17 protein-coding genes are annotated in these 23316 nt (G+C 67.3%); 16 read left to right on the forward strand and 1 reads right to left on the reverse strand.

Features of this window, described 5'->3' with window-relative positions; genetic code table 11:
• Positions 1–19 precede the first annotated feature (19 nt).
• From ACVWZ5_RS00325 to ACVWZ5_RS00380, 12 genes are read left to right on the forward strand one after another with little or no spacing between them, the layout of a single operon-like run.
• Entirely contained in the window at positions 20–1039 is a 1020-nt protein-coding gene (locus ACVWZ5_RS00325; protein WP_062573857.1) for a polysaccharide biosynthesis/export family protein, read from the forward strand.
• 14 nt (positions 1040–1053) lie between these two features.
• Positions 1054–2628, forward strand: coding sequence for a GumC family protein (locus tag ACVWZ5_RS00330; RefSeq protein WP_062573856.1), 1575 nt, complete (start codon positions 1054–1056; stop codon positions 2626–2628).
• Positions 2625–3803, forward strand: a complete 1179-nt coding sequence (locus tag ACVWZ5_RS00335) for a glycosyltransferase family 4 protein (RefSeq protein WP_457340274.1) — start codon at positions 2625–2627, stop codon at positions 3801–3803. Before ACVWZ5_RS00330 ends, ACVWZ5_RS00335 begins: the two co-directional genes overlap by 4 nt.
• Positions 3800–5170, forward strand: a complete 1371-nt coding sequence (locus ACVWZ5_RS00340; protein WP_096047939.1) for an O-antigen ligase family protein — start codon at positions 3800–3802, stop codon at positions 5168–5170. The genes ACVWZ5_RS00335 and ACVWZ5_RS00340 overlap by 4 nt, the downstream gene beginning before the upstream one ends.
• Positions 5167–6132: a glycosyltransferase gene (locus ACVWZ5_RS00345; protein WP_343581938.1), complete on the forward strand. Its 966-nt coding sequence runs from the start codon at positions 5167–5169 to the stop codon at positions 6130–6132. Before ACVWZ5_RS00340 ends, ACVWZ5_RS00345 begins: the two co-directional genes overlap by 4 nt.
• Positions 6125–7261 carry a glycosyltransferase gene (locus ACVWZ5_RS00350; RefSeq protein ID WP_084942391.1) on the forward strand — a complete coding sequence of 379 codons (1137 nt, stop codon included), beginning with the start codon at positions 6125–6127 and terminating at the stop codon, positions 7259–7261. Before ACVWZ5_RS00345 ends, ACVWZ5_RS00350 begins: the two co-directional genes overlap by 8 nt.
• Positions 7262–7270: 9 nt before the next feature.
• The gene (locus ACVWZ5_RS00355) at positions 7271–8278 is read left to right on the forward strand and encodes a polysaccharide deacetylase family protein (RefSeq protein WP_062573852.1); all 1008 of its coding nucleotides are present in this window, start codon (positions 7271–7273) and stop codon (positions 8276–8278) included.
• Positions 8278–9582, forward strand: coding sequence for an oligosaccharide flippase family protein (locus tag ACVWZ5_RS00360; RefSeq protein WP_062573851.1), 1305 nt, complete (start codon positions 8278–8280; stop codon positions 9580–9582). Before ACVWZ5_RS00355 ends, ACVWZ5_RS00360 begins: the two co-directional genes overlap by 1 nt.
• The gene (locus tag ACVWZ5_RS00365; protein ID WP_343581941.1) at positions 9579–11489 is read left to right on the forward strand and encodes a hypothetical protein; all 1911 of its coding nucleotides are present in this window, start codon (positions 9579–9581) and stop codon (positions 11487–11489) included. Before ACVWZ5_RS00360 ends, ACVWZ5_RS00365 begins: the two co-directional genes overlap by 4 nt.
• Positions 11490–11523: 34 nt before the next feature.
• Positions 11524–12213, forward strand: coding sequence for a GNAT family N-acetyltransferase (locus tag ACVWZ5_RS00370; protein ID WP_062573849.1), 690 nt, complete (start codon positions 11524–11526; stop codon positions 12211–12213).
• Positions 12214–12217: 4 nt separating this feature from the next.
• Positions 12218–13390: a GNAT family N-acetyltransferase gene (locus ACVWZ5_RS00375; protein WP_062573848.1), complete on the forward strand. Its 1173-nt coding sequence runs from the start codon at positions 12218–12220 to the stop codon at positions 13388–13390.
• Positions 13362–14138 carry a ChbG/HpnK family deacetylase gene (locus ACVWZ5_RS00380; RefSeq protein ID WP_096050211.1) on the forward strand — a complete coding sequence of 259 codons (777 nt, stop codon included), beginning with the start codon at positions 13362–13364 and terminating at the stop codon, positions 14136–14138. The genes ACVWZ5_RS00375 and ACVWZ5_RS00380 overlap by 29 nt, the downstream gene beginning before the upstream one ends.
• Here the strand turns inward: ACVWZ5_RS00380 and ACVWZ5_RS00385 are convergent.
• On the reverse strand, positions 14135–16378 hold the full coding sequence (locus tag ACVWZ5_RS00385; protein ID WP_410175743.1) for a putative bifunctional diguanylate cyclase/phosphodiesterase: 2244 nt from the start codon (positions 16376–16378) through the stop codon (positions 14135–14137). The two genes, ACVWZ5_RS00380 and ACVWZ5_RS00385, sit on opposite strands and share 4 nt — an antisense overlap.
• Positions 16379–16514: 136 nt before the next feature.
• Between ACVWZ5_RS00385 and ACVWZ5_RS00390 the strand changes: the two genes are divergently transcribed.
• The 4 genes from ACVWZ5_RS00390 (at position 16515) to ACVWZ5_RS00405 (ending at position 23300) form a co-directional block, all read left to right on the forward strand.
• Entirely contained in the window at positions 16515–19643 is a 3129-nt protein-coding gene (locus ACVWZ5_RS00390; RefSeq protein WP_084942386.1) for a dermonecrotic toxin domain-containing protein, read from the forward strand.
• A gap of 97 nt (positions 19644–19740) precedes the next feature.
• Positions 19741–21360 (forward strand): NADP-dependent glyceraldehyde-3-phosphate dehydrogenase, encoded by a 1620-nt coding sequence (locus tag ACVWZ5_RS00395; RefSeq protein ID WP_084942385.1) that lies wholly within the window; start codon positions 19741–19743, stop codon positions 21358–21360.
• A gap of 191 nt (positions 21361–21551) precedes the next feature.
• Positions 21552–22019 carry a VOC family protein gene (locus ACVWZ5_RS00400; protein ID WP_062573843.1) on the forward strand — a complete coding sequence of 156 codons (468 nt, stop codon included), beginning with the start codon at positions 21552–21554 and terminating at the stop codon, positions 22017–22019.
• Between the two features lie 87 nt (positions 22020–22106).
• Complete coding sequence (locus tag ACVWZ5_RS00405; RefSeq protein WP_062573842.1) at positions 22107–23300, forward strand: hypothetical protein; 1194 nt, start codon at positions 22107–22109, stop codon at positions 23298–23300.
• The last annotated feature ends 16 nt before the right edge of the window (positions 23301–23316 follow it).

The following is a 23316-nucleotide window of genomic DNA, read 5'->3' on the forward strand; positions in this document are numbered from 1 at the left end:
GCCGCACAGGATGAACGCCATGAGATACCCATCGATAGCCCTGTGCGTGCTGGCCCTGGCCGGCTGCGCCAGCCAGGAAGACCGCCAGATGCCGGTGCAGATCCTCACCGCGCCACCGGCCGAGAGCCAGGCCACCGAGGTCGCCCGCCGCGAACAGGTACTGCGCCCGCAGGACGTGCTGGAGGTGATCTTCCATGTCAGCAACCGTTCGGCCGGGGTCTACCGCATCCAGTCCGGTGACACCCTGGACCTCAACTTCATGGCCGCCAGCGGTCTGAACGGCAACCAACTGGTGCAGCCTGACGGCACCATCACCCTGCCCAGCACCAACGCCGCGGTGCGCGTCGAGGGCATGACCCCCGGCGAGGCCGAGAGCGCCATCCGCCAGGCCTACCAGGACAAGCGGGTGTTCAAGCCCAACCGTGACCAGGTCACCGTGCGTGTGTTGAGCCCGATGACCGACGAGGTCAACCTGAAGAACGCCCTCAACCACCCCGGCACCGGCATGAGCCGCGACATCACCGTGGGCAACGACGGCCGCGCCACTTTCCCGGAAATTGGCTCGGTGCCGCTGCAGGGCATGACCGTCAACCAGCTGCGTGACTACCTCAACGAGCGCTACGCCACCCTGCCCGGGCGCATGAGCGTGGACGTACTGCTCAAGTCCACCGCCGCCAACGAGATCTACGTACTCGGTGAAGTCGGCCAACCCGGCGCCTTCCAGATCCGCCGCCCGGTATCGGTGCTCGAGGCCCTGACCCTGGCCCGTGGCCCGACCCTCAAGGCCAAGCTCGGTTCAGTGGTGATCATGCGCCGTGAAGGCAACACCGTGCACGCGGTCAACTACGACGTCGACCAGGCGCTGTCCGGCGGCAGCCAGAAGCTCGCCTACCTGCAGCCAGAGGACATGCTCTACGTGCCCAAGACCAAGCTGGCCAGCGCCGCCGAGCTGTCCCGGCAACTGGCCGACGTGGTGCTGTTCCAAGGCTTCGGTTTCAGCTTCAGCTACCGCGTCGACAACAAAGAAAGCAACGACTGACCGGGGGACGGACCATGACCACGCAACCCAAAGAAAACTATGTGCATGAGTTCTTCCGCATCTTCTTCGCCAACCGCCAGTTGGTGAAACGGGTGTTCCTGGTGTTCGCGGTGATCGCCGTGCTGTTGCCGCTGGTGCTCAAGCAGAGCTACGACATCACCGCCGAAGTCATCGTGCAGTCCAAGAAGCTCTCGCAGAGCGACACCACCTCGGCGCTCAGCCAGCAAGCCGATCAGTTCATCCCGCCGTCGCTGGCCGACATGGAGACCGAGAGCAACATCCTGCGCTCGCCAACCCTGATCCGCCAGACCATCGGCGAGCTGCGCAAGGAGGGCCATTACCCGGACGAGCCCGGCCTGCTGCGCCGTACCGTGCTCGACCCGCTGCGCCAAGCGGTGCTCGACCCGCTGCGCCGACTGTTCGGCAACACCGTCGCTGATGACCGCGACACCCAGCTCGACACCCTCACCGACCAGGCGGTCAAGGACCTCAAGGTCGAGACCCTGCCCGGCTCCAACGTGATCTCCATCACCTACGGCGCCAACGATCCGAAGCTCGGCACGCTGTTCGTCAGCCGCCTGCTGGAAAACTTCCTGACCAACCGCCAGGACCTGCAGTCCAACGAACTGCCCGAAGCGTTCTACGAGCAGAAGAAACTGCACTACCAGGCACGTCTGGGCGACCTGGAAAGCCAGCGCCTGGGGCTGCTGACCGCCATCGGCTCGTCGGACCCCAAGGAGGAGATCACCTTCCGCCTCAATGCCATCAACACCGAGGAGCAGGCGCTCAACCTGCAACGTGACCGCCAGTTGCAGAACCAGAAGTGGCTCGACTACCTGCAAAGCAGCCTGGCCGCGGCCAACAAGGCGAAGATGGCCGACTACGCCTTCCCCTACACCTTCACCACCACGGTCGACAACATCGCCTTCGAGGACCGCGAGATCAAGCAACTCGGTGAGCAACTGACCACCCAGTTGGCCCGCTACAACGGCGACGCCACGGTGTTCCAGCCGGGCTCCGACCAGATGGTCATGGCCCGCCAGCAGATCGCCCAGTTGCGCGCGCAGTTCCTCAAGATCGTCGAGAACCGCATCCGTGAGCGCCAGCAGGACCTGGCGGTGACCCAGCAGGTGATCGAGCAGAAGACCCAGCGCATCGCCGACTACAGCAAGCGCATCCTCCAGCTGCGCGAGACCCAGAGCAAGACCCGCCAGCTGGATACCGAGATCGATGCCCTGCACAAGGCCTTCTCCACCTACGCCCAGCGCTACGAGGAAAGCCGCGGCCAGGGCCTGCTCGACGGCAGCCAGTCCAACGCGCGGATCCTCAGCGCCCCCTATGAACCCACCGCGGCAAGCTTCCCGAAACCTGGCCTGATCATTCCGTTCGGCCTGATCACCGGCCTGCTGCTGGCGATCGCCGTGGTCTACGTCAGGGAGTTCTTCGACCACCGCTTCAAGCATCCGGCGCAGATCAGCCACGAGCTGGGCCTGCCGGTGCTGCTGGTGATCAACGACCAGGCCCCGGCGCTGCCCAACCCGCACAAGAGCTGGTCGCTGCCACGCCTGTGGCACTGGGTGCGCAATTGAACGCCGCGCTGCACGCCGGCCGGCCGATCCTGCACCTGCTCGGCAGTGGCGGGTTCTACGGCGCCGAGCGCATGCTCCTGGACCACTGCCAGGCCACTCCCGGCCAGCATCGGGTGCTGTTCCTCGATGCCCCGGCAGAGCTGGTAGCGCGCTTTCGCGAAGCCGGTGTCGAGTGCGACACCTGCCAGGGGCTGGGGGCGGTGCTCAAGGTACTCGGCGCGCAGCGCGGGCAACGTCCGTTGGTGAACAGCCACAACTTCAAGGGCCAGCTGTTCGGCTGGATCGGCGCCACCCTGTGGCGCCTGCCGATGGTCAGTACCCAGCATGGTTTCACCCCGCGCAGCCGCAAGCAGCGTTTCTATACCTGGCTAAGCCTGCAACTGTGCCGCACGCCGACGGTGGACACGGTGGTGTGCGTGGCCGAGAGCATCGCCCGCATCCATCGCGATGCCGGCGTGTCCGAGGCCAAGTTGCGGGTGATTCCTAACGGGTTGCCCGAGCACCAGGAGGTTGACCTGACCGGAGGCGTGGGAGCGGGCTTGCCCCGCGATGGCGATGCCGAACACAGCACTGAATCGCGGGGCAAGCCCGCTCCCACGTCTGCTCCTCGCCAAGGCGATAGAAAACCCTGGCTCGCCGCCTACGTCGGCCGCCTGTCGAGCGAAAAAGGCCCCGACCTGTTCCTCGACACCCTGATCCCGGTGTGCCAGCGCCACCCACAGGTCCATGCCGTGATGCTCGGCGAAGGCCCCGAGCGCGACACCCTGCAGGCCCGCATCGACGCCGCCGGCCTCACCGCGCGCATCACCCTGCCGGGCTTCCAGCGCGACATGCGCGCCTGGATGAAGCGCCTGGACGCCCTGGTCATCAGCTCGCGCACCGAAGGCACGCCGATGATCCTGCTCGAGGCCATGCAGGATGGCGTGCCGGTGGTGGCCTTCGGCGTCGGCGGCATCCCCGATGTCATCGAGCACGGTCGCAACGGCCTGCTGGCCGCGCCCCTGGCCAGCGCCGAGCTCGGCGCACACCTCGAGGCCCTGCTGCAGGATCCTGCACAGGCCGCCGAGCTGGTCGCCGGCGCCCGCCGCACGCAACGCGAACGCTACCACCTGCCGACCCTGGCACAACGCTGGGCCCTGGTCTATCGGGGCACGGCCGAGGAGGTTGTCGCATGATCATTCCCCTGTCGCTGGTGGCCCTGGTGGCCCTGCTGAGCCTGGGGCTGCTGGCCAGCCCCTACCCGTTCCTGGCCCCCGGTGGCGTGATCGGCCTGGCCGGCGTGCTGGTGCTGTACCGCAAGCCCGCCTGGGGCCTGCTGGCGATCGCCACCCTGGTGCCGCTGGAGGGCCTGCTCAAGGACGGCCTGGTGTCCGGCGCCAAGCTGGTGGGCATCGGCCTGGTGCTGATCCTCAGCCTGCAAATGGCGGTGCGCCAGTTGCCCGGCGAACGCCTGCGCAGCAACCAGTGGCGCCTGCTGCTGCCGTTCATGGCCCTGTACCTGCTGAGCCTGTGGACCAGCGACGACCTGGCCCTGTCGGGCGGACACCTGCGCGAGCTGCTGGTGGGCCTGGTGGTGTTCGTCATCACCCTGCTGGTCGGCCGCGAACTCAACCTGCCGATGCTGGCCCGGCTGATCACCGTCAGCGTGTGCGTCACCTGCCTGTTCGCGATCTTCTCCACCAAGTACCAGGAGCAGGGCCGCGCCTCGGCCATGCTCGATCCCAACGCCTTCGCCCTGCTGATCACCATCGCCATGCCGCTGGGGCTGTGGCTGGCGATCAAGGCCCGGCAGATCCCGGTCAAGCTGTTCTGGGCCGGCTGCTGCCTGTTGCTGCTGGTGGGCATGACCAAGACCGAATCGCGCTCGGGGCTGGTGGTGCTGCTGATCAGCCTGGGCATCATGCTGTACAACTACCGTGAACAACTGACCTGCATCCGTCCGCGCCACCTGGGCTTCGCCATACTCGGCCTGGCCATCGTCCTGCCCCTGGGCGTGGCCCTGATGCCGGCAGGCTACGCCGACCGCATTCAGTCGCTGATGCTGCTCAAGTCGGGGGTCAACGCGCACCAGGACGAATCGCTGGGTCGGCGCGCCTCCTACCTGGTGGTGGGCAAGGAGATGATCAGCCACAGCCCGCTGCTAGGCACCGGGCCCGGCACCTTCCCGCTGCATTACGCCGACACCGGCTTCTCCAAGGCCTTCGCCCCGGTCAACAGCAAGACCACCGACCTCTACCGCCGCGCCCACAACACCTACCTGGAGCTGTTCAGCGAGGTCGGCCTGCCGGCGGGCCTGCTGTTCGTCGGCATGATCGCCCTGGCCTTGCGCAACTTCTGGCGGGCCCGCGCCGCCTTCCGCGCCGCCGGCGACCCGGACCGCGCCGACCTGATGACCCACCTGACCATGAGCATGCTGGCCATCGGCCTGTTCCTGATGTTCCTCAGCGCCCCCAGCCACAAGTACCTGTGGCTGATGTTGGCGCTGTCCAGCGTGCTGCTGGGCCAGGCCCGTGAACAACAGCCGGTGGAGGTGGCCCGATGAGCCGGGTGAGCATCGTCATCCCGATGTTCAACGAGGCCCGCCATATCGGCCGCACCCTGGACGCCGCCCGGCGCTCGGCCAGCGCGGCGGGCCTGGCCTGCGAGCTCATCGTGGCGGACAACGGTTCCAGCGACGACGGCCCGCGGATCGCCCGCGAGCACGGCGCCCAGGTACTGACCCTGCCCGGGGTGGCCATCGGCGCCCTGCGCAACGCCGGCGTGGCCGCCAGCCACGGCGAATGGCTGGCCTTCCTCGACGCCGACATCGAGGTGCCCGAGCACTGGCTGGACCTGCTGCTGGACCTGCAGCGCCGCGGCGAAGGCGATGTCTTTGCCCTCGACTGCGACACCCCGCGCCACGCCCCGTGGTTCGCCCAGGCCTGGCAAAGGCGCACCTCGCGCACTGGGCAGACGGTGCAAGAGTGCACCTGGCTGCCCACCCCCAACCTGCTGATGCGCCGCAGCTGGTTCGAGCAGGTCGGCGGTTTCGACGAGCGCCTGCGTACCGGCGAGGACAAGGACTTCACCCTGCGCCTGCACGAGTCCGGCGCCCGCCTGCGGGTGCTGCGCCAGCCCGCGGTGCTGCACTGGGGCTACGAGGCCAACTGGCGCGAATGGCTGGGCAAGGAAATGTGGCGCCAGGGCAGCCACCTGCAACTGCTGCGCAGCCATGGCGTCAGCCTGCGCCTGCTGCGCTTCCCGCTACTTTCAGTGGGGGCCTGGGTACTGGATGCCATAGCCCTGTCGGCCCTGCTCGACGGTTTCCCCCATGCGGCCCTCTTCTTCCTGCTGGTCAGCGCCCTGCCCGCGCTGTTCCTGAGCCTGCGCCAGAGCCGCCGGCACCGTGACCCGCTGCTCACCCTGCAACTTTGGGGCTTGCACTGGCTGCGCCTGCACCTGGCCGGCGCGGCGTTCATCCTCAGCCTGTTCAACCACACCGCAAGGAGGCCCGCCCGTGGCTGAGTTCATCTTCTGGCTATGCCTGTTGCTGCCGTTGTATGCCTGGTTCGGCTATCCGCTGCTGCTGACCCTGGCCGCGCCGTTCTTCGCCCGGCGCAGGCATTCGCCGTTGCCGGCGCAGCGGGTGAGCGTGGTTATCGCCGCCCACAACGAAGAGCGGCATATCGAAACCAAGCTCGCCAGCGTGCTCGGCCAGGACTACCCGGCCGCCGAACTGCAGGTAGTGCTGGCCAGCGACGGCTCCAGCGACCGCACCGTGGCGCTGGCCCGGGCCCTGGGCGACCCGCGGGTGCAGGTGCTGGACCTGCCGCGGCTGGGCAAGGCCGGGGCGCTGAACAGTGCGGTGCAGGTGTGCACGGGCGACCTGCTGGTGTTCACCGACGCCGACAACCAATGGTCGACCGACACCCTTGGCCTGCTGCTGGCGCCGTTCGCCGACGCGCAGGTCGGCGGTACCGCCGGGCACATGATCATCCCCGACCCGGGCAAGGGCCTGAGCATCGGCGACAGCCTGTACCGCCACTACGAAGCCTGGGTGCGCAAGGTGGAGAACCGCACCGGCTGCATGGTCTCGGCCGACGGTGCCCTGCTGGCCCTGCGCCGGACGCTGTATCAACCGATTCCCAAGCAGGTCAACGACGACTTTTTCATCAGCACCTGCGCCCCGGCCGCGGGGTTGCGCATCGTCTACGTGCCCGAGGCGGTGGTACTGGACCAGGGCGTGGACGAGGCCGACAAGCAGTTCCGCCGCCGCCAGCGGGTCACCGTCGGTGGCCTGTTGAGCCTGGCCGCCCGCCGCGAACTGCTCAATCCGGCGCGCCACGGCCTGTACGCCATCGCCCTGATCAGCCACAAGCTGGTCCGCCGCCTGGCCCCGGTACTGCTATTGCCGCTGCTCCTGGCCAACCTGTGGCTGGCCATCGAACCCGGTTTCTACCGCCTGACCCTGGCCCTGCAGCTGCTCGGCTATGCCGCCGCCATCGCCGGCCTGCTCGACGCCCGCCGCCGGTTGCCACGCCCGTTCCGCCTGGCCGCCTTCGTGCTGGTCACCCTCGCCGGCATGAGCGTGGGCGTGTGGCAGTTCCTGCGCGGGCACAGCTACAGCCAATGGAACCCCGACCAGAATCGATGAGCGACGGACATGCCGATCAAGACCCACATCAAGCAGGCCAGTGGCTGGTTCTATTTCAAGTCGCCGCGCGGGCGCGCCGAGCTGCGCGGGGCCGGGGTGATCCTCATGCTGCACCGGGTGCTGGCCGATGACGCCAGCGCCGCCCTGCCCCATCGCAACGAGCTGTGCGTCGGCCCCCGGGCCTTCGAAGGGCTGCTGCGCTGGCTGCCCCGCCATTTCGACTGCGTCAGCCTCATGGACCTGCTCAAGAGCCACGAGCAGCCCCGCGGCGATACCCGCCCCAAGGTGGCCCTGACCTTCGACGACGGCTGGCGCGACAACGCCGTCAACGCCTTCCCGCTGCTGCAGCGCCACCAGGTGCCGGCGAGCATCTTCCTGTCCACCGACTACATCGGCAGCCGCCAGCGCTTCTGGTGGGAGAGCGTCGGCGAGACCCTGTGGGGCAGCCATGGCGAGGACGCCCGCCGGCAACTGATCGAACGCCTGCGCAAGCTTGGCCGGCCATTGCCGGCGGCCTACTTCATGCACGACCACAGCAAGGCCCGCAGCCTGGTGCTGGCGCGCTACCTGCAGACCCTCAAGAGCCTCAGCCCCCAGGCCCTGCATGTGCTGACCGACGCCTGCCCGCCGGAGTCGCTGCCCCAGGCCATGGACTGGCAGCAGGTGCGCGCCCTGGAGGACTCCGGCCTGGTGCGTTTCGGCCCCCACGGCGCCAGCCATGCCCTGCTGCCCTACCTGGACGATCACCGCCTCAACGAAGAGCTGCAACGCAGCCACGCCGCGCTCAACGAAGGCTGCCGCGAACCGCTGCCGGTGTACTGCTACCCCAATGGCGACCATGACGAGCGCGTGCGCGCCCGTGTCGCCGCGCACCGCTACCCCTACGCCCTGAGCACCCGCCCGGGCATCTGCCAGGGCCACGACGACCCGCTGGCGCTGCCGCGTATCGGCGTCAGCCAGCGCAATGCCAGCCGGCCTTCGCTGCTGGCCTGGCGCATCAGCCGCGGAGAACGCTGATGAACCGCAACAGCTACCTGCGCCACCTGGCGCTGAGCATGGGCACCAAGCTTGCGATGATCGCCCTGCGCCTGCTGCGCAACGTGTTGCTGGCGCGCATCCTCGGGCCCAGCGAGCGCGGCCTGTTCGCCCTGCTCAGCACCCTGCCCGACCTGATCAGCGCCGCCACCAGCGGCGGCTTGAACAGCGCGGTGGGCTACCAGGCGGCCAAGCAGCGCGACATGGGCCTGCTGCTGACCCAGGTGCTGGTCTACGGTTGCCTGCTGGCCGGGTTGTTGACCCTGGTCTGCGTGTTCCTGGTGCGCGAGTTCGGCACCAACCTGGAAATTACCGTGCAACTGGGCCTGCTGGCCTGGCTGTTGCTGCTGGCGGTGCCGATGACCGTGCTCAAGAGCGGTCTGCTGACCCTGCACAACGCCAGCGGCGGCGTCGGCGCCTTCAACGCCCTGCGCCTGACCGAGTCGCTGGCGCCGCTGCTGCTGTTTCTCGGGCTGTTCTGGATGTGGCGCGACGAGGCCCTGGAGGCCGCGCTGATCAGCTGGCTGTGCGGCATCGCCCTGGTGCTGGTGCTGGGCCTGTGGTGGCTGCGCCGCCAGCACCCGCTCACCCTGCGCTGGGATCACGGCGGCCAGCGCGAGCTCCTGAGCTACAGCGCCAAGAGCCACCCTGACCTATTGTTCCAGCAGGTGATCCTGCGCTCGGACTACCTGTTCATCGGCGCCATGCTCGGCAGCACCGCCCTGGGCCACTACGCCATGGCCAGCGCCGCCGCCGAACTGCTGCTGATCGTCCCCGAGGCGGTGACCACGCCGCTGATGAAGCGCCTGCTGCAGCAGGACGCCGGCATGGAGCGCCTGACGCCCCTGGCCCTGCGCCTGACCGCCACGGTGATGCTCGGCGCCTGCCTGAGCATGGCGCTGATCGGCCAGTGGCTCATCGTCACCCTGTTCGGCGCAGACTACGCGCCGGCCTATCCGGCGCTGCTGGCCTTGCTGCCCGGCCTGCTCGGCCTGTGCTACGCCAGCATCCTGCGCCTGGACCTGCTGGGCAAGAACCGTCCCGGCACGGTGTCGCTGCTGATGGGCGCGGGCGCCGCGCTGAACCTGGTGCTCAATGTAGCGCTGATTCCGACCTGGGGGATCGTCGGCGCGGCGGCGGCCTCGTCCATCGCCTACCTGGCAGTTACCGTGGCCATGCTGGTGCTGTATTGCCGCCTGAGCGGCGTGCCGCTGGGCCAGACCCTGATCATCCTGCCCGCCGACCTGGCGCCGCTGCGCCAGATGCTGCAACGGAGGGCGGCATGAAAGCTTTGCTGCTGTGCTCCACGCTGCTGGCGCAGACAGCGCTCGCCGCGCCCGTGCAATGGGGCGAGATCCGCGATGGCAGCCTGTACCTGCTGCCGGCCCGCGCCGACGAGCTGCGCATCCAGTGGCGCCCAGCCTGGCAGGCCGACGCCAACCAGGAGCGCCTGTACCTGCTGGATGGACAGGGCCGGCTGGCCGGCGAGCGGCGCATTGACGCCACGCAGGTGCGCGGCGAGCAGCGCTGGCCCCTGACAGCTGCTGGCGGCACCTATCGCCTGGAAGTGCCCGGCTACAGCTTTCGCGACTACCGTATACAGCACGACGCCAGCACCCGTGCACTGTTCGCTCCGGCCAAGGTGCACTTCAGCGCCGAGGTCGGGCCGGGTGTCGAGCTGTACTTCCGGGTCAAGGCCGGCGAACGGGCGGTGCTGGCCGGCAAGCACCATGGCGGTGTCCACGGGCTGTTCGCCGAACGCCTCGGCGACGGCCGCCGCGTGCAGTTGCCGCTCAAGCCCTACCGTGCCTACTGGCGCTTCGACCAGTTGCCACTGCCGGTCAGTACCCGCGACGAGACCTGGCGCCTGGGCCTGCAGGGCAGCGGCAAGGCGGCATTCTGGCTCGACGGCACCACCAACCTGTTCGCCCAGCGTACTGACGACCTGGGCGACCTGCCCCAGCAACCAGGCCAGGTGCGCCTGGCCCTGGGCAGCAAAGTACTCGGCCCCACGCCAAAGCTAGGGGTGGCGCTGCCCTATGTGCTGCCGCCGGCCTCGAGCTTTGCCGCCCTGGATGCCCTGCGCCCCCAGGCCGCCGGCTTCTACAGCTTCGTCGACGTGCTGCAACGGCAACCCGACTTCGAGAACGCCTGGCGCAAGCTCTACCAGGAACGTTTCGGCATCCTCCAGGACATCACCCTGCTGGCCGGCAGCGCCCGGGTCGCCGACCTGCGCAGCGACCGCACCAGCAGCGATGGCCTTGACGCCTGGCTCGAGGCGACCAAGGCCCTGGGCGGCAAAGGCACCCACTACCTGGCCTTTGCCGACGAGCCCAACCTCAACTATCGCGACTACACCAGCTACCGCGACTTCTTCCAGGCCATGGCCAAGCGCGTGCGCGAGCACCCCGGCGCCCGCGAGGCCGGCGTGCGCATCGCCATGCCGGCTTCCTCGCGCCTGCTCGGCGGCCCCTTCACCGACGATGGCAAGCAGCGGCGCGGCATCGACTGGGCACGGCGCCTGCTCGCCGAACAGGGCGCGCAGATCGACGCCCTGGCCTGGCACGAATGGATGGTCCGCGACCTGCTCGCCACCCGCAGCTACCGTGACAGTGTGCGCCAGGCCGCCGAGCTGGTCGGCCTGGACGGCCAGGGTCGGCCGCGCAAGGCGCTGCTGCTGGACCAGACCAACCTGTCCAGCGGCTCGAGCCTTAGCCCCTACGAGCAGAACACCCACTACGCCGGCCTGTGGTGGACTTCAGTTGTGATCAATGCCGCCGGTGATGGCTTGCTCGACATGCTCAACTGGTTCCATGTCGCCGACGAGCCCCAATGGCCCAAGGGCATGCTGCGCGATGCCGGCGACCAGCGCTACGAACTCAAGCCGGTGGGCCTGGCCCAGCAGTTCATCCAACGCCACTGGCTGGACCAGGTGCTGGCCCTGGACAACGACGCTTTCGAGGTCGACGTCCTGGCCATGGCCCGTCGGCACCAGCGCAGCCTGCTGGGGGTGAACAAGGCCGAGCGCCTGCAACAGGTGGCGCTGGCCCTTGGCGACTGCCCCGCCGGCCAGCTCGAACTGTTCGGCCCCGACAACCAGAGCCGCCGCGCCAGCTTCAGCTGCGCCGATGGCCAGGTCCGTTTTCAACTGCCAGGGCAGACCGTGTTCGCCCTGACCTGGAGCGCGTCATGAGACGCATCTCGCTCAGCCATGCCCAGGAGGCACCATGACTGCATTTACCAGGATTCAGGACCGCATCAAGCGCAAGGGACTGCGTGACACCCTCGGTAGCGCCTTCCGGCACTACGTCTTCTACCATTGGGAACTGCTGTGGATGGAGCGCGACCTGGACAGCCCGGTGCCGCCGCACCGGCTCAAGCCCTACGGCACCTTGCGCATCGAAAGCATCACCGTGCATAACGTGCAGGCCTTCGCCCGCCACTTCGGCGACCGCGTCGAGACCATGCGTGAACTGGCCGCCGAAGGCCACACCGGGTTGATGTTCCTCGACGACGACAACGACGCCGTGGCGTTCATCTGGGGCAGCAACCGCCACTACCACGACCGCCACTACTACGGGTGCTGGTTCCCGGTCGGGCCAGGCGAGTTCTTCGAGTTCGGCGGCGAGCTGATCCGCAAGTACTGGGGCACCGAACTGTCGGTGGACCTGCAGTTGGCATTATGGAAGGCCATGGCCGCCCAGGGCTGCACCAAGGTGGTGGACGTGTGCGAACAACACAACATCCCGGCGCTCAAGCTGCACCTGCGCATGGGCTACCAGGAACAAAAAAGGATCATGAACGTGTACTGCCTGTTCGGCCGCTGGAGGTTCTACCGCGAGAGCCGCTACACCACCTCGCGCCTGGAGCCGCTGCGCAAACCGCAGGCCCCGGCCTCCTCGGCCACGGCGGGCTGAACCCATGGCCCTGCAGCTCAGCTGGTGCGCCTCGCTGCGCAGCGACGACTTCCCCGCCGCCGACTACGAGGCGCTGCGCCGGCGCCTGCCCGGCAGCACACCGTTCAACCACCTCGGCTGGCTGCGCGCCGCCGAGGCCGCCCTGCTGCCCGGCCAGCAGCTCGGCGTGCTGCTCGGCCACCAGGACCAGCGCCTGTGCCTGTGCCTGCCCCTGGTCCGCGCCCGGGAGCCCTTCGGCCCGCTGTTCGCCCCGGTGGTGCGCCACCTCGGCTATCCGCTGAACGACCGCATCGCCCTGCTCATCGACCTGCCGGCGCTGTACGCCGACCAGGTCCTGCAGGCCATCCGCAAGCACCTGCCCCATGCCCTGCTGCAATTGAACGAGGTGCCTGACAACACCGAGCACGAAGGCTGGCTGCGCCAGTGGGCCAGTGCCAGCTCCACCTGGCAGCAGCGCCTGACCTGCCGCGTGCCGGTGCACCGCATCAACGAACAGGATCGCCAGGAGGTCAGCGGCGATCCGCGCTACAAACTGCGCCGCGCGCGCAAACGGATCAACGCCTGCGGCGCCAGCGTGCGCCGGGTCATGGCCAGCACCGAGAACATGGGCGAGCTGCTCGACGCCATCAGCGCCGTCGAGGCCGTGAGCTGGAAAGGCGACGACGAGGTTGGCATCTTCTCCGGCCCCCAGCGCCGCCAGTGGATGTACCAAGCCTTCACCGCGCTGGCTGGCGAAGGCCTGGTGTGCCTGGTGCTGCTGGAGCTGGACGGGCGCTGTATCAGCTACCGCCTGGGCCTGGTGGAGCGCGGCCGGGTCTATGACTACAACCTCGCCTTCGTGCCCGAACACCGTGACCTGGGCAGCGGCCGCGTGCTGCTGGAGGAGTGGATCCACTGGGGCCTGGACGCCGACTGGAAATGGATCGACGCCTCGCGGGTCAGCCTGGACAACTCCAGCCACCAGTTGCACGAGCGCATGACCGGCCAGCTCGAACAGTGGCGCCTGAGCAGCTACAGCTGGCGCCCCGACGGCGTGCTGCTGGGACTGGCGCAGCGCTGCTGGCACTGGCTCAAGCCGCGCCTGCGCAGACGTTCGCCGTGCAACGAAGCCGATGTTGTCGCCCCCACCCCGCCACAGGAGCGCCCGGATGCCATCCCAGGTCATAGTCAACGCTGACGATTTCGGCCTCAGCGCCCACACCAACGCAGTCATCCTGCACGCCTTCCAGGCCGGGCTGATCAGCTCGGCCACGGCCATGGCCAACATGCCGGCCTTTGCCGCCGCCTGCGCGCTGGCCCAGCAGCCGCTGCTCAAGGGGCGTATCGGGCTGCACTTCAACCTCACCTACGGCCGCCCGCTGAGCCAGGCGATCCTTGCCGAGCCACGCTTCTGCACGCCCCACGGCGAGTTCGACCTGCGCCTGAAGCAACGCACCCTGCGCCTGTCGCGCCGGGAACGTGCCGCGGTGGAAGCGGAACTCGAGGCCCAGTGGAAACACTGCCTGGACCACGGCCTGATGCCCAGTCACCTGGACTCGCACCAGCACGTGCACAACATCTGGCCGGTGGGCACCGTCGTCGCCCGCTTCGCCCGCGACCAGGGCGTGCCGGTACGCTTGGCGCGCAACCTCGGGCACAACATTGGACCGGCCAAGCGTGCGTTCAAGACCCTGCTCAACTGGCGCCTGCGCCAGCTCGCCGGGAGCACCGCCGACTTCGTCTGCACCCCGGCCGACCTCAAGGCCGGCCTGGCTCCCGCGCATGGCGTGCTGGAGCTGGTGGCCCACCCCAGCGCGCTGGGCGGGCATGACTTCGGCGATGCCTACCTGGCCAGCGGCGAGTCGCTGCTGGCACTGGTCGAGCAGCGCCTGGGACAGGTGCCACGGGTGGGGTATGCGAGCCTGGGCGTGGAAGAAGCGAGCTAACGCCCCGGTGGGCGATGCCGCCGTTCGTGGTTGTCGGCCAGCCAGCGGCGCAGCGCCTCGGCCGGCATCGGCCGCCCGAGCAGGAAGCCCTGGCCCTGGTCGCAACCGGCATGACGCAGGAAATCGTATTGCTCCTGGGTTTCGATGCCTTCGGCGGTGATGCGAAAACCCAGGGCATGGCCCAGGTCGATGATTGCCCTGGCGATGGCCACCGCGTCGTCGTCCCCGGGCAGATCCTTGATGAAGGCACGGTCGATCTTCAGGTGATCGATCGGCAGCGCGCGCAGATAGGCCAGCGACGAATAGCCGGTGCCGAAATCGTCCACCGCCGTGGCCACGCCCATGGCCTGCAACTGCGCCAGCACCGCGCAGGCCTGCTGCTGGCTTTCCATCAGCAGGCTCTCGGTGATCTCCACCTCCAGCAGGTTGGCCGGCAGGCCATGGCGTTCCAGTGCCGAGGCCAGGCTGGTGACATAGTCGCTGCGTTCGATCTGCAGGGCTGCGACGTTGATCGCCAACGGTCCGGGCAGGCCATCGCCGGCACGCCATTCGGCCAGCTGCGCGCAGGCCAGCTCCAGCACCCGCTCACCGAGCGGAATGATCAGCCCGGTGCGCTCGGCCAGGGGTATGAACTCCCCTGGCGAGACCAGGCCATGCTCAGGGTCACGCCAGCGCAGCAGGGCCTCGACGCCCTCCAGTTGGCCGCTGAACAGATCGACCTTGGGCTGGTACCACAGCTCGAATTCGTTGTGTTCCAGGGCCCGGCGCAAGTTGCGCTCCAGCTCCAGGCGCTGCTGCAGGCGCTCGGTCATGTCCGGGTGATAGGGACGCCAGGCATCGCGCCCGGCTTCCTTGGCCACGTACATGGCGGTGTCGGCATGGCGCAACAGGCTGTCGGCGTCCTCGCCATGCTGCGGACACCAGGCCAGGCCGATGCTGCCGGTGACCAGGGCGGCATTGCCGTTCAGGTCGAACGGTCGCTGCAGGCAGCGCAGCAAGGCACGGACCTGGTGGTTCACCTGGCCCTGGGCACCTTGCAGCATGAACACGAACTCGTCACCGCCCAGACGGCAGAGGCGGTCCTGGCTGTCCAGCTCCTGCAAAAAGCGCGCGGTCGCCTGCTGCAGCAACAGGTCGCCCATCGGATGGCCGAGGCTGTCATTGACCTGCTTGAAGCCGTCGATATCGAGCATCAGCACTGCCAGCCCATGCCCCTGCAGGATCGCCGTGCCCAACTGCTGCTGGAACAAAATCCGGTTGGGCAGCCCGGTGATGGTGTCGTAGTGGGCCAGGCGCTCGAGCTGGGCCTGGTAGCGCTGCAGCTCGCGGTTGCGCTGTTCGAGCAACCTCTGCTTGCGGTTGAGCTGGGCGACGAACAGGCTGAACAGCCCCGTGCAGCTCAGGGCGAACAGGAACAGCGGCGAGCCGAACAGGTCCAGCCCCGACCAGCCGCCCCGAGGCACGGCCACCAATTGCCAGGCGCCGCCCGGCACCGCCACGGTCATCATCACCTGCGGCGCCTCGAACAACCGTGGATCGCCCCAGATCAGCGCACCTTCGGCGCCCTTGCCGTCGCTGCCACGCACGGCCAGCTCGAACTCGGTGTCCAGGCGCAGCCCCGCGGACAGCAGCAGGCGGTCGATATCGGCGACGATCGACACATTGCCCCAATAAAACTGCACACCCCGCTTGCCGGTGACGAACACCGGGCGCCGGTAGATCAACGCCCGACCGCCCTGGTACAGCTGCAGGGGACCGGCCAGCACCGGCTGGGCATGGTCGCGGGCCGATCGCACCAGCGGAAACTGGTCCGGCAGCTGGCGGTAATCCAGCCCGATCAGCCGCTCGTTGCCCGCCATCGGGTAAACATCTCGGATGACATCCCCCGGGGCCAGGGCGATATGACGCATGTAGGGCACAGCGCGCAGGGCATCACGGGCCATGCCGTGGAAGTGCGCCTCACTGATGCCACCATCGGCGCTGATCAGCTGGGCGATACCCTCGGCTTGGCCAAACGCCGCGCCCAGCTGGGCTTCCAGCGCGCCGCGCAGGCCCGCCAGCCGGGCGGCGAGGTTGCCCAGCTGCTCAGTGCGCTCGCGCTGCGCATCCAGATGCCCCAGGGCGACCGAGAGGCCGATCCCCACCAGGGCGAGGCCGATCGGCAGCAGGCGATTGAGCGATTGGCGCAACGTCCCAACTGGCGCTGGCGTGGGTTCTTGAGGGTGCTGGGGAGTGATCATAGGCAGGCGATGGCAGTCGATTACGCATTTATCGGCGCTGCGCGGCCAATATTGAGGTTTGTTTTGCCGGTACAACCATGTACCACCGGCAGCTCCGTCACGGCTGCTCTGATGTGCGCTTTGCAAGGAGCCACAGATGACAGCGAATATCCCCCACTCACACCATGCCCTTGTGCAACGCCAACTGCCCGTCTGGGCCCGGGAGGCCAGCGCCGGGCACTGGCAGCAACTGAGCGACGCCATCCTGCCGGCGCAGGGTCTGCCCGGCGCCGAGGCGGCCTGGTTCGCCAACGCCGCGCCGCACCTGCGCGAAGCGGTCAAGACCAGCCAGGTACGCCTGATGGGGGCGCAACGCGCGCTGGCACGGCACCTGCGCGGTTTAAAGAACATCAACGAATTCGCCGAGCCCCTGCTCACCGAACGCTTGCGCACGCAACACGGACTCAATGCGCCGCTGCGTAGTACATCACTGGTCTGGGTGAAGCACCTCTACAGCTTCCAGGTCTACCTCACCCACCACGAACACCGCAGCCTGCTCGAAGCCGCCTTGCACAATTTCAGCGACACCGCGACCTTCAGCCGCGACAGCGCCCTCGCCCTGGACAGCGACTGGCATGTCAGCCAGACCGTGGTCACGGGCAAGACGACCCTGGGCGACAGCGAGACCGAAATCGACATCGACCTGCCTTCGGAGCAGATCCGGATCAAGCCCCTGGCACTGACACCCGAAGTGTTCGCCAGAACCTGTCGCGAGCTGGACCTCGGCCAGGCTTACCAGGACCACCTCGATACCGCCTTCGCCGCGTCCGGCGTGCGCCCGGCGGCGCTGCGCGTTCACCAGGACAGCCTGCGTCTGGCGGCTGACCTGGCGCGAGTCCGCAACCGCCTCAGTGGTGCGGGATGGGATGCGCTGCAGACCTTGCCGGAAAATGGCGAAGCATTGCCCTGCAGCCAACTGAGCCTGTTCGGCATCACCCTGCACGAGGCGACCCTGATCGATACCGGCACCTCAGGCATCGTGTTGTACCTGCCGGGACAGGCAGACAGCCTGCGCGCCTTCGACAACCTCGAAGCGCTGCATAGCCAATTGCGCAGCGACTTGCAGCAGGAGCCGTTTCTCCAGGGTTTCATGGTTTATGTGCCCAGCGAACAACAGGGTCAGTTCGCCAGCCGCCTGCGCCAGAATGCCGGTGGCGACCTGCGTTTGCGCACCCTGCCCATCGCCGCAGGCCTGTTCGACTTCCTCCACGACGACCACGTGGCACGCCTGAAGCACGAAGCCCGGCAACTGGCCGTGCCTACCGCGCAGGCCGATGAACAGGCGCTCAAGACGCGCAAGGCCCTCTGGGCCAGCGCCGGCCTCGACATGCTGATGATTGCCGGCATGTTCGTCCCCGCCTTGGGCACGGTCATGACCGTGGTGATTGCCTACCAACTGCTGGATGAAGTCTACGAAGGTTATGAGTCCTGGCAGGTCGGTGACCGCGCGCAGGCCATGGCCCACCTCAGGTCGGTGGGCCTGAACCTGGCGCTGATCGGCGGGCTGCATTTGGCCGGCAAGGCCATGTCACGCCTCGCCAGCAGTCCACTGATGGAAAGCCTCGAACCCGTCACCCTCGAAGACGGCAGCCAGCGCCTGCGACGCGTCGATCAGCGTGACGAGAGCGTCCTGAAGAACGCCCTGAAGGGGCTGTATCTCCCCGAGCAAGCCAGCCTGCTGAGCGAGCGCCTGATCATCAACGCGATGCCCCAGTTGCCTGGTTGGCCGGAGCAACTGCGCCTGGAACTGCGGGCCGCGTCCCCCCAAGGCCCGCTGTTGCTTGTCGCCGGTGGCCAGGACACCAGCCGTGTCTGTACCGTGATCAAGTCAGCCGAGGGCTACGAAGCCTACCTCGGAGAACGACCAGCCCCTCTACAACAAGACCACGATCTCTGCCGTGCGGTCGTGCAGGCGCTGTCCTCCAACGACCGTGCAGCCCTGGGCCTGACGACCACCAATGGCGATGGGTTGCGCCAACAGATCAACGACCTGGCCCGCTCGGACCCTGCCATGGTCCGACGTCTACTGACAGACTCGGCGCCAGGTTGGGGCAACCGCGGCCAGTTGCGCGGCGGCATGGACGAGCCTGCGCCACCCGCTTGGCGTATCGATGTCGGCACGTTCTGGCGCCGCTACCGAGCGCTCTACCCCGAATCGGCCGATTTCCAGATCAACGAGCAACTGAGTCAATGGTTCGAGGCTGGCCTGGATCCCATGCAGCAACTCACCGAACTGGAGCAGCAACTGCTGGCGTTCCGTGCCCAGGTACGCGCCTGGGCAGGTGAGAATCCGCTGCGCCAGGCTGCCGCGCGCAGGCTGATGAGCAACTGGCAACGGATCTCGGAATACTCGCGGGAAGAAGGCCAGCTCATCCACATGATCAGCCTGACCGACCTGGGCCTGACCAACGATGATCTCGTCTCGCTGGCGCTGCCTGACCGCTTCACCCATATCCAGCGGATCGACCTGGGCGCGAACCCCGCCTTGAGCGAACTGCCTGCGGAGTTCCTCGAACGGTTTCCCCAGTTGCAACGCCTGCACCTGACAAACTGCGGCTTCGAGCAGATACCCGCGGTCGCCGTGCCACACAGGTTGGAATGGCTTGATATGCAAGGCAACAGCATCCTCTGGAACGACGCCAACCAGGTTGCCCTGGATCGCCTCGACAATCTTCGCCTGCTGGACCTGTCGCACAATCCACTGGCCCGCAGTCCTGACCTGAGCCGCCAGAATGCGCTGGACATGCTCAACCTCAACAGTTGCGAGCTCACCGACTGGCCCCACGGCATCCGTACCGATGACGATTGGCGCCCCGTCGTGTTCGATCTACGGGACAACCGCTTGACCCAGCTGCCGGACAACCTGCAATTGTCTCGGATCGCGGCCCAGGCGCTGTGGCTGGAGAGCGCCGAACTCAGCGAACGCGTCAGCCAGCAGATCCAGTCCTACTACGAGCGAAATAGCATCGACCTGCTGGTGGCCGACGCCGATTATGAAGAGATGCTGGAAGACACCGATGTCGACGACTGGACTATCTGGAACGACCTGCCCCTGCAGTATCGTCGTGAACTGCGTGGGCTGCAGGACCTGCCGGACTACACTCAGCCACAGCTGTGGCAGCGCCTGCGCACGTTCGCCGACCCACGGGCCAGGGATTATGGCTTGTCGATCGGCGCGATGAGGCTGCTGGACGACGAGGTGTTCCCCCCGCCTTTCGAGGAATGACCGCCAGCGGCTGCGCCAGGCTGGCAATTTTCAGCCGGTCGGCGCATGCTCGCAAGCTGAAGCGTTTCATCATCCGGATTTGAGAGGTGCAGTACCCATGGACCGTCTGCTCGATTCGCTGTTTCCCGCCCCCGAGGACATCCCCGAAGCCTGGCGCCTGGGCGCGCCGCTGGAGCAACGCGACTACCTGGTGGGTGGCGAGCTGCGCCGCTGGGACGGCCCGCTGGCCACCGTGCGCAGTCCGGTATGGCTCAAGGAAGGCGACAGCAAACGCCAGGTGATCCTCGGCAGCGCCCCGCTGCTGGATGCCGATACCGCGCTCACCGCCCTCGACGCGGCCGTGGCCGCCTACGACAAGGGCCGCGGCGCCTGGCCGAACATGCGCGTGGCCGAGCGCATCCAGCATGTCGAAGCCTTCCTGGCGCGCATGCGCGAGCAGCGTACGGCGGTGGTCAAGCTGCTGATGTGGGAGATCGGCAAGAACCTCAAGGACTCGGAGAAGGAGTTCGACCGTACCTGCGACTACATCGTCGACACCATCGACGCGCTCAAGGACCTCGACCGCCGCTCCAGCCGCTTCGAGCTCGAACAGGGCACCCTGGGGCAGATCCGCCGGGCGCCGCTGGGCGTGGCGCTGTGCATGGGCCCGTACAACTACCCGCTCAACGAGACCTTCACCACGCTGATCCCGGCACTGATCATGGGCAATACCGTGGTGTTCAAGCCGGCCAAGTTCGGCGTGCTGCTGATCCGCCCGTTGCTCGAGGCCTTCCGCGACAGCTTCCCGCCGGGGGTGATCAACGTCATCTACGGGCGTGGCCGCGAGACCGTCAGCGCGTTGATGGCCAGCGGCAAGGTCGATGTGTTCGCCTTCATCGGCACCCACAAGGCCGCCAGCGACCTGAAGAAACTCCACCCGCGCCCGCACCGCCTGCGCGCGGCCCTGGGCCTGGACGCCAAGAACCCCGGCATCGTCCTGCCCCAGGTCGACCTGGACAACGCCGTCGAGGAGGCCGTTACTGGCGCCCTGTCGTTCAATGGCCAGCGCTGCACAGCATTGAAGATCCTGTTCGTGCACGAGGACGTCGTCGATGCGTTCCTCGACAAGTTCCAACGCAAGCTCGCCGCGCTCAAACCGGGCATGCCCTGGGAGCCGGGCGTTGCGCTGACGCCGCTGCCGGAGCCGGGCAAGGTCGACTACCTCGACGGCCTGGTGGCGGATGCCACCGCCAAGGGCGCGCGAGTGCTCAACGAAGGCGGCGGGCAGAGCCGCGGTTCGTTCTTCTACCCCGCCCTGCTCTACCCGGTCAGCCAGGACATGCGTGTCTACCACGAGGAACAGTTCGGCCCGGTGGTGCCGGTGGTGCCCTACCGCGACCTGCAGACGGTGATCGACTACGTGCTCGACTCCGACTACGGCCAGCAACTGAGCCTGTTCGGCAACGACCCCGAGACCATCGGCGCCCTGGTCGACACCTTCGCCAACCAGGTCGGCCGGATCAACCTCAACGCCCAGTGCCAGCGCGGGCCGGACACCTACCCGTTCAACGGCCGCAAGAACAGCGCCGAGGGGACCTTGTCGGTGCATGATGCGCTGCGGGTGTTTTCCATCCGTACCCTGGTGGCGACCAAGTTCCAGGAAGCGAACAAGGAGCTGATCAGCGAGATCATCCGTAACCGGCAGTCGAGTTTCCTGACGACCGATTACATTTTCTAAAGCTTCACGCACTTCCCCTGTAGGAGCGGCCTTTCGCGACACAAGGCCGCTCCTACACCGACCGCATCAGCCACAAAACAGGTTTTTTATAGACAATCGATATAACTCGACTGTCGATTTACCATCCGCCTAGACGACTCTAATCACCAGGCTGTTGCAAACAACAACCCACGTGAAAGGAGCTTACGAAAATGGCAGTCAAACCCATCCCCGAAGGCCAGCACAGCATCACCCCCTACCTCGGCATCAGGGAGGCCGCCAAGGCCATCGAATTCTACAAGCAGGCCTTCGGCGCCATCGAGATGTTCCGCCTCGACGGCCCTGACGGCAGCGTCGGCCATGCCGAGCTTAAAATCGGTGACTCGTCGCTGATGCTCGGCTCACCCTGTGACATGGAGGGCGGCCTCAAGCCCAGCGAGGACATCGAGGTCCCCGGCGTCGGCCTGCACTTGTATGTCGAGGACTGCGACACAACCTACGCCCAGGCCCTGCGTGCCGGCGCGACGCCAGTGCGCGAAGTGCAGGACCAGTTCTACGGCGACCGCAGCGGCACCCTGAAGGATCCGTTCAACAACCTGTGGTTCGTCTCTACCCACAAGGAAGACCTCACCCCCGAGGAAATCCGCGCCCGCGCCGCCAAACTGTTCAGCGGCCAGTGAGCGGCGGGCCCCAGGCCGCAAGCTTCAAGTTGAAAGCCATCGCGCTTTGCTGGAAGCTTGAGGCTTGTAGCTTGGAGCTGCCTCTCAATGCGTATCATCGAAAAATCCGGCGCGCAGGTGCGCAGCCTGACCCTGGCCGAAGAGGAACTGTTGGCCGGTTTTGCCACCGGCACCCTGGCCGGCCCCCGCCTGCTGCAGGCCAACCAGTGGCTGATGAAAGTGCGCAGCGCCAACCAGTGGCTGGCCTGCGATTGCCGCCAGGATGCCCTGCCGGTGCTCAACGTGTCGCTGAACGGCAACACCGGCACCCTGTTCCTGCGCAACAACCCCGACACCCCCGAGCACACCCCGGGCTGCCCGTTCAGCAAGGATGCACGCGAGACCGGCGCAAGCGCCGAGGACAACTCGCCTCCCGCGGCCTGGCTGGCGCCCGACGCGCCGTTGCGGCTGCTTGGCGACTACCGCCGTGCCAGTGATGGCGAAACGACCGCCGGACCACGCGACCCCGGCGAGCGCCGCGAGCAGCAGCGGCTGCTGTCGTTGCTGCTGACCTGGATCGAGGCCAGCGGCCTCAACGTCTACGCCACCCACCTGAAGAAGGACCTCACCGCCCAGTTTGCCGAGCTGCGCGGCGTCGCCGGGCGCTACCCGCTGCTGGAACGGGTGCCGGCCAGCAACTATCTGGAAACGCGACTGGACATGAAGCACATGATGATGCTCAAGGCGCGTCTGCGCGAGGCCACGGTGTTCGGCAACCATCGCCGCCATGGCCTGCTGCTCGACTGCGTCGACCAGGTCAAGGGCCGCAAGCTGTTCAACAACCGCAGCGAGGACGGCTTCGACTTCCAGGGGCATCACCATTACTGGGGCGGCAACCGCGCCTCAGGACCCTTGCTGGCCCTGGCTCTGTACTCGCCGGCCACCGCCGGCAGCCATTTCTACGAGCTGATCCATGTGGCCAGCGTGCCGGTGCTGTCACGCGGGCACCTGTTCCCGGTGTACCGCGACGAAGAGCGCGAGCCGCTCAAGGCGCTGGTGTCGCTGATCGACTGGATGGCGAGCAAGGGGGTGAAAGTATTGATGCGCCGCCCGGTGATCGGCGGCCAGGTGATGGACGAGCTGGTACTGACCTCGGACCAGGACCGCGTGCTGTCGGTGTCGCTGCTGGAGCAGCCGATCGGGCCGGAGCCGGATGCCGATAACTTCAAGCGCTACGCCGACTTCAAGAGCCTGGAGACCTTCCGCAAGTACGTGGCTGGGTTCTTCATGCGCGAACGCTGAACAAGCCCCACAAGGG

The organism is Pseudomonas sp. TE6283 (genome assembly GCF_054060555.1).

Bases quoted from the DNA above. Each gene is read 5' to 3' on its own strand.
- ACVWZ5_RS00390 (WP_084942386.1), top strand. From the start codon at position 16,515: ATGACAGCGAATATCCCCCACTCACACCATGCCCTTGTGCAACGCCAA.
- ACVWZ5_RS00340 (WP_096047939.1), top strand. From the start codon at position 3,800: ATGATCATTCCCCTGTCGCTGGTGGCCCTGGTGGCCCTGCTGAGCCTG.
- ACVWZ5_RS00355 (WP_062573852.1), top strand. From the start codon at position 7,271: ATGCCGATCAAGACCCACATCAAGCAGGCCAGTGGCTGGTTCTATTTC.
- ACVWZ5_RS00330 (WP_062573856.1), top strand. From the start codon at position 1,054: ATGACCACGCAACCCAAAGAAAACTATGTGCATGAGTTCTTCCGCATC.
- ACVWZ5_RS00370 (WP_062573849.1), top strand. From the start codon at position 11,524: ATGACTGCATTTACCAGGATTCAGGACCGCATCAAGCGCAAGGGACTG.
- ACVWZ5_RS00325 (WP_062573857.1), top strand. From the start codon at position 20: ATGAGATACCCATCGATAGCCCTGTGCGTGCTGGCCCTGGCCGGCTGC.
- ACVWZ5_RS00395 (WP_084942385.1), top strand. From the start codon at position 19,741: ATGGACCGTCTGCTCGATTCGCTGTTTCCCGCCCCCGAGGACATCCCC.
- ACVWZ5_RS00385 (WP_410175743.1), bottom strand. From the start codon at position 16,378: ATGATCACTCCCCAGCACCCTCAAGAACCCACGCCAGCGCCAGTTGGG.
- ACVWZ5_RS00360 (WP_062573851.1), top strand. From the start codon at position 8,278: ATGAACCGCAACAGCTACCTGCGCCACCTGGCGCTGAGCATGGGCACC.
- ACVWZ5_RS00365 (WP_343581941.1), top strand. From the start codon at position 9,579: ATGAAAGCTTTGCTGCTGTGCTCCACGCTGCTGGCGCAGACAGCGCTC.
- ACVWZ5_RS00405 (WP_062573842.1), top strand. From the start codon at position 22,107: ATGCGTATCATCGAAAAATCCGGCGCGCAGGTGCGCAGCCTGACCCTG.
- ACVWZ5_RS00400 (WP_062573843.1), top strand. From the start codon at position 21,552: ATGGCAGTCAAACCCATCCCCGAAGGCCAGCACAGCATCACCCCCTAC.
- ACVWZ5_RS00345 (WP_343581938.1), top strand. From the start codon at position 5,167: ATGAGCCGGGTGAGCATCGTCATCCCGATGTTCAACGAGGCCCGCCAT.
- ACVWZ5_RS00380 (WP_096050211.1), top strand. From the start codon at position 13,362: ATGCCATCCCAGGTCATAGTCAACGCTGACGATTTCGGCCTCAGCGCC.
- ACVWZ5_RS00375 (WP_062573848.1), top strand. From the start codon at position 12,218: ATGGCCCTGCAGCTCAGCTGGTGCGCCTCGCTGCGCAGCGACGACTTC.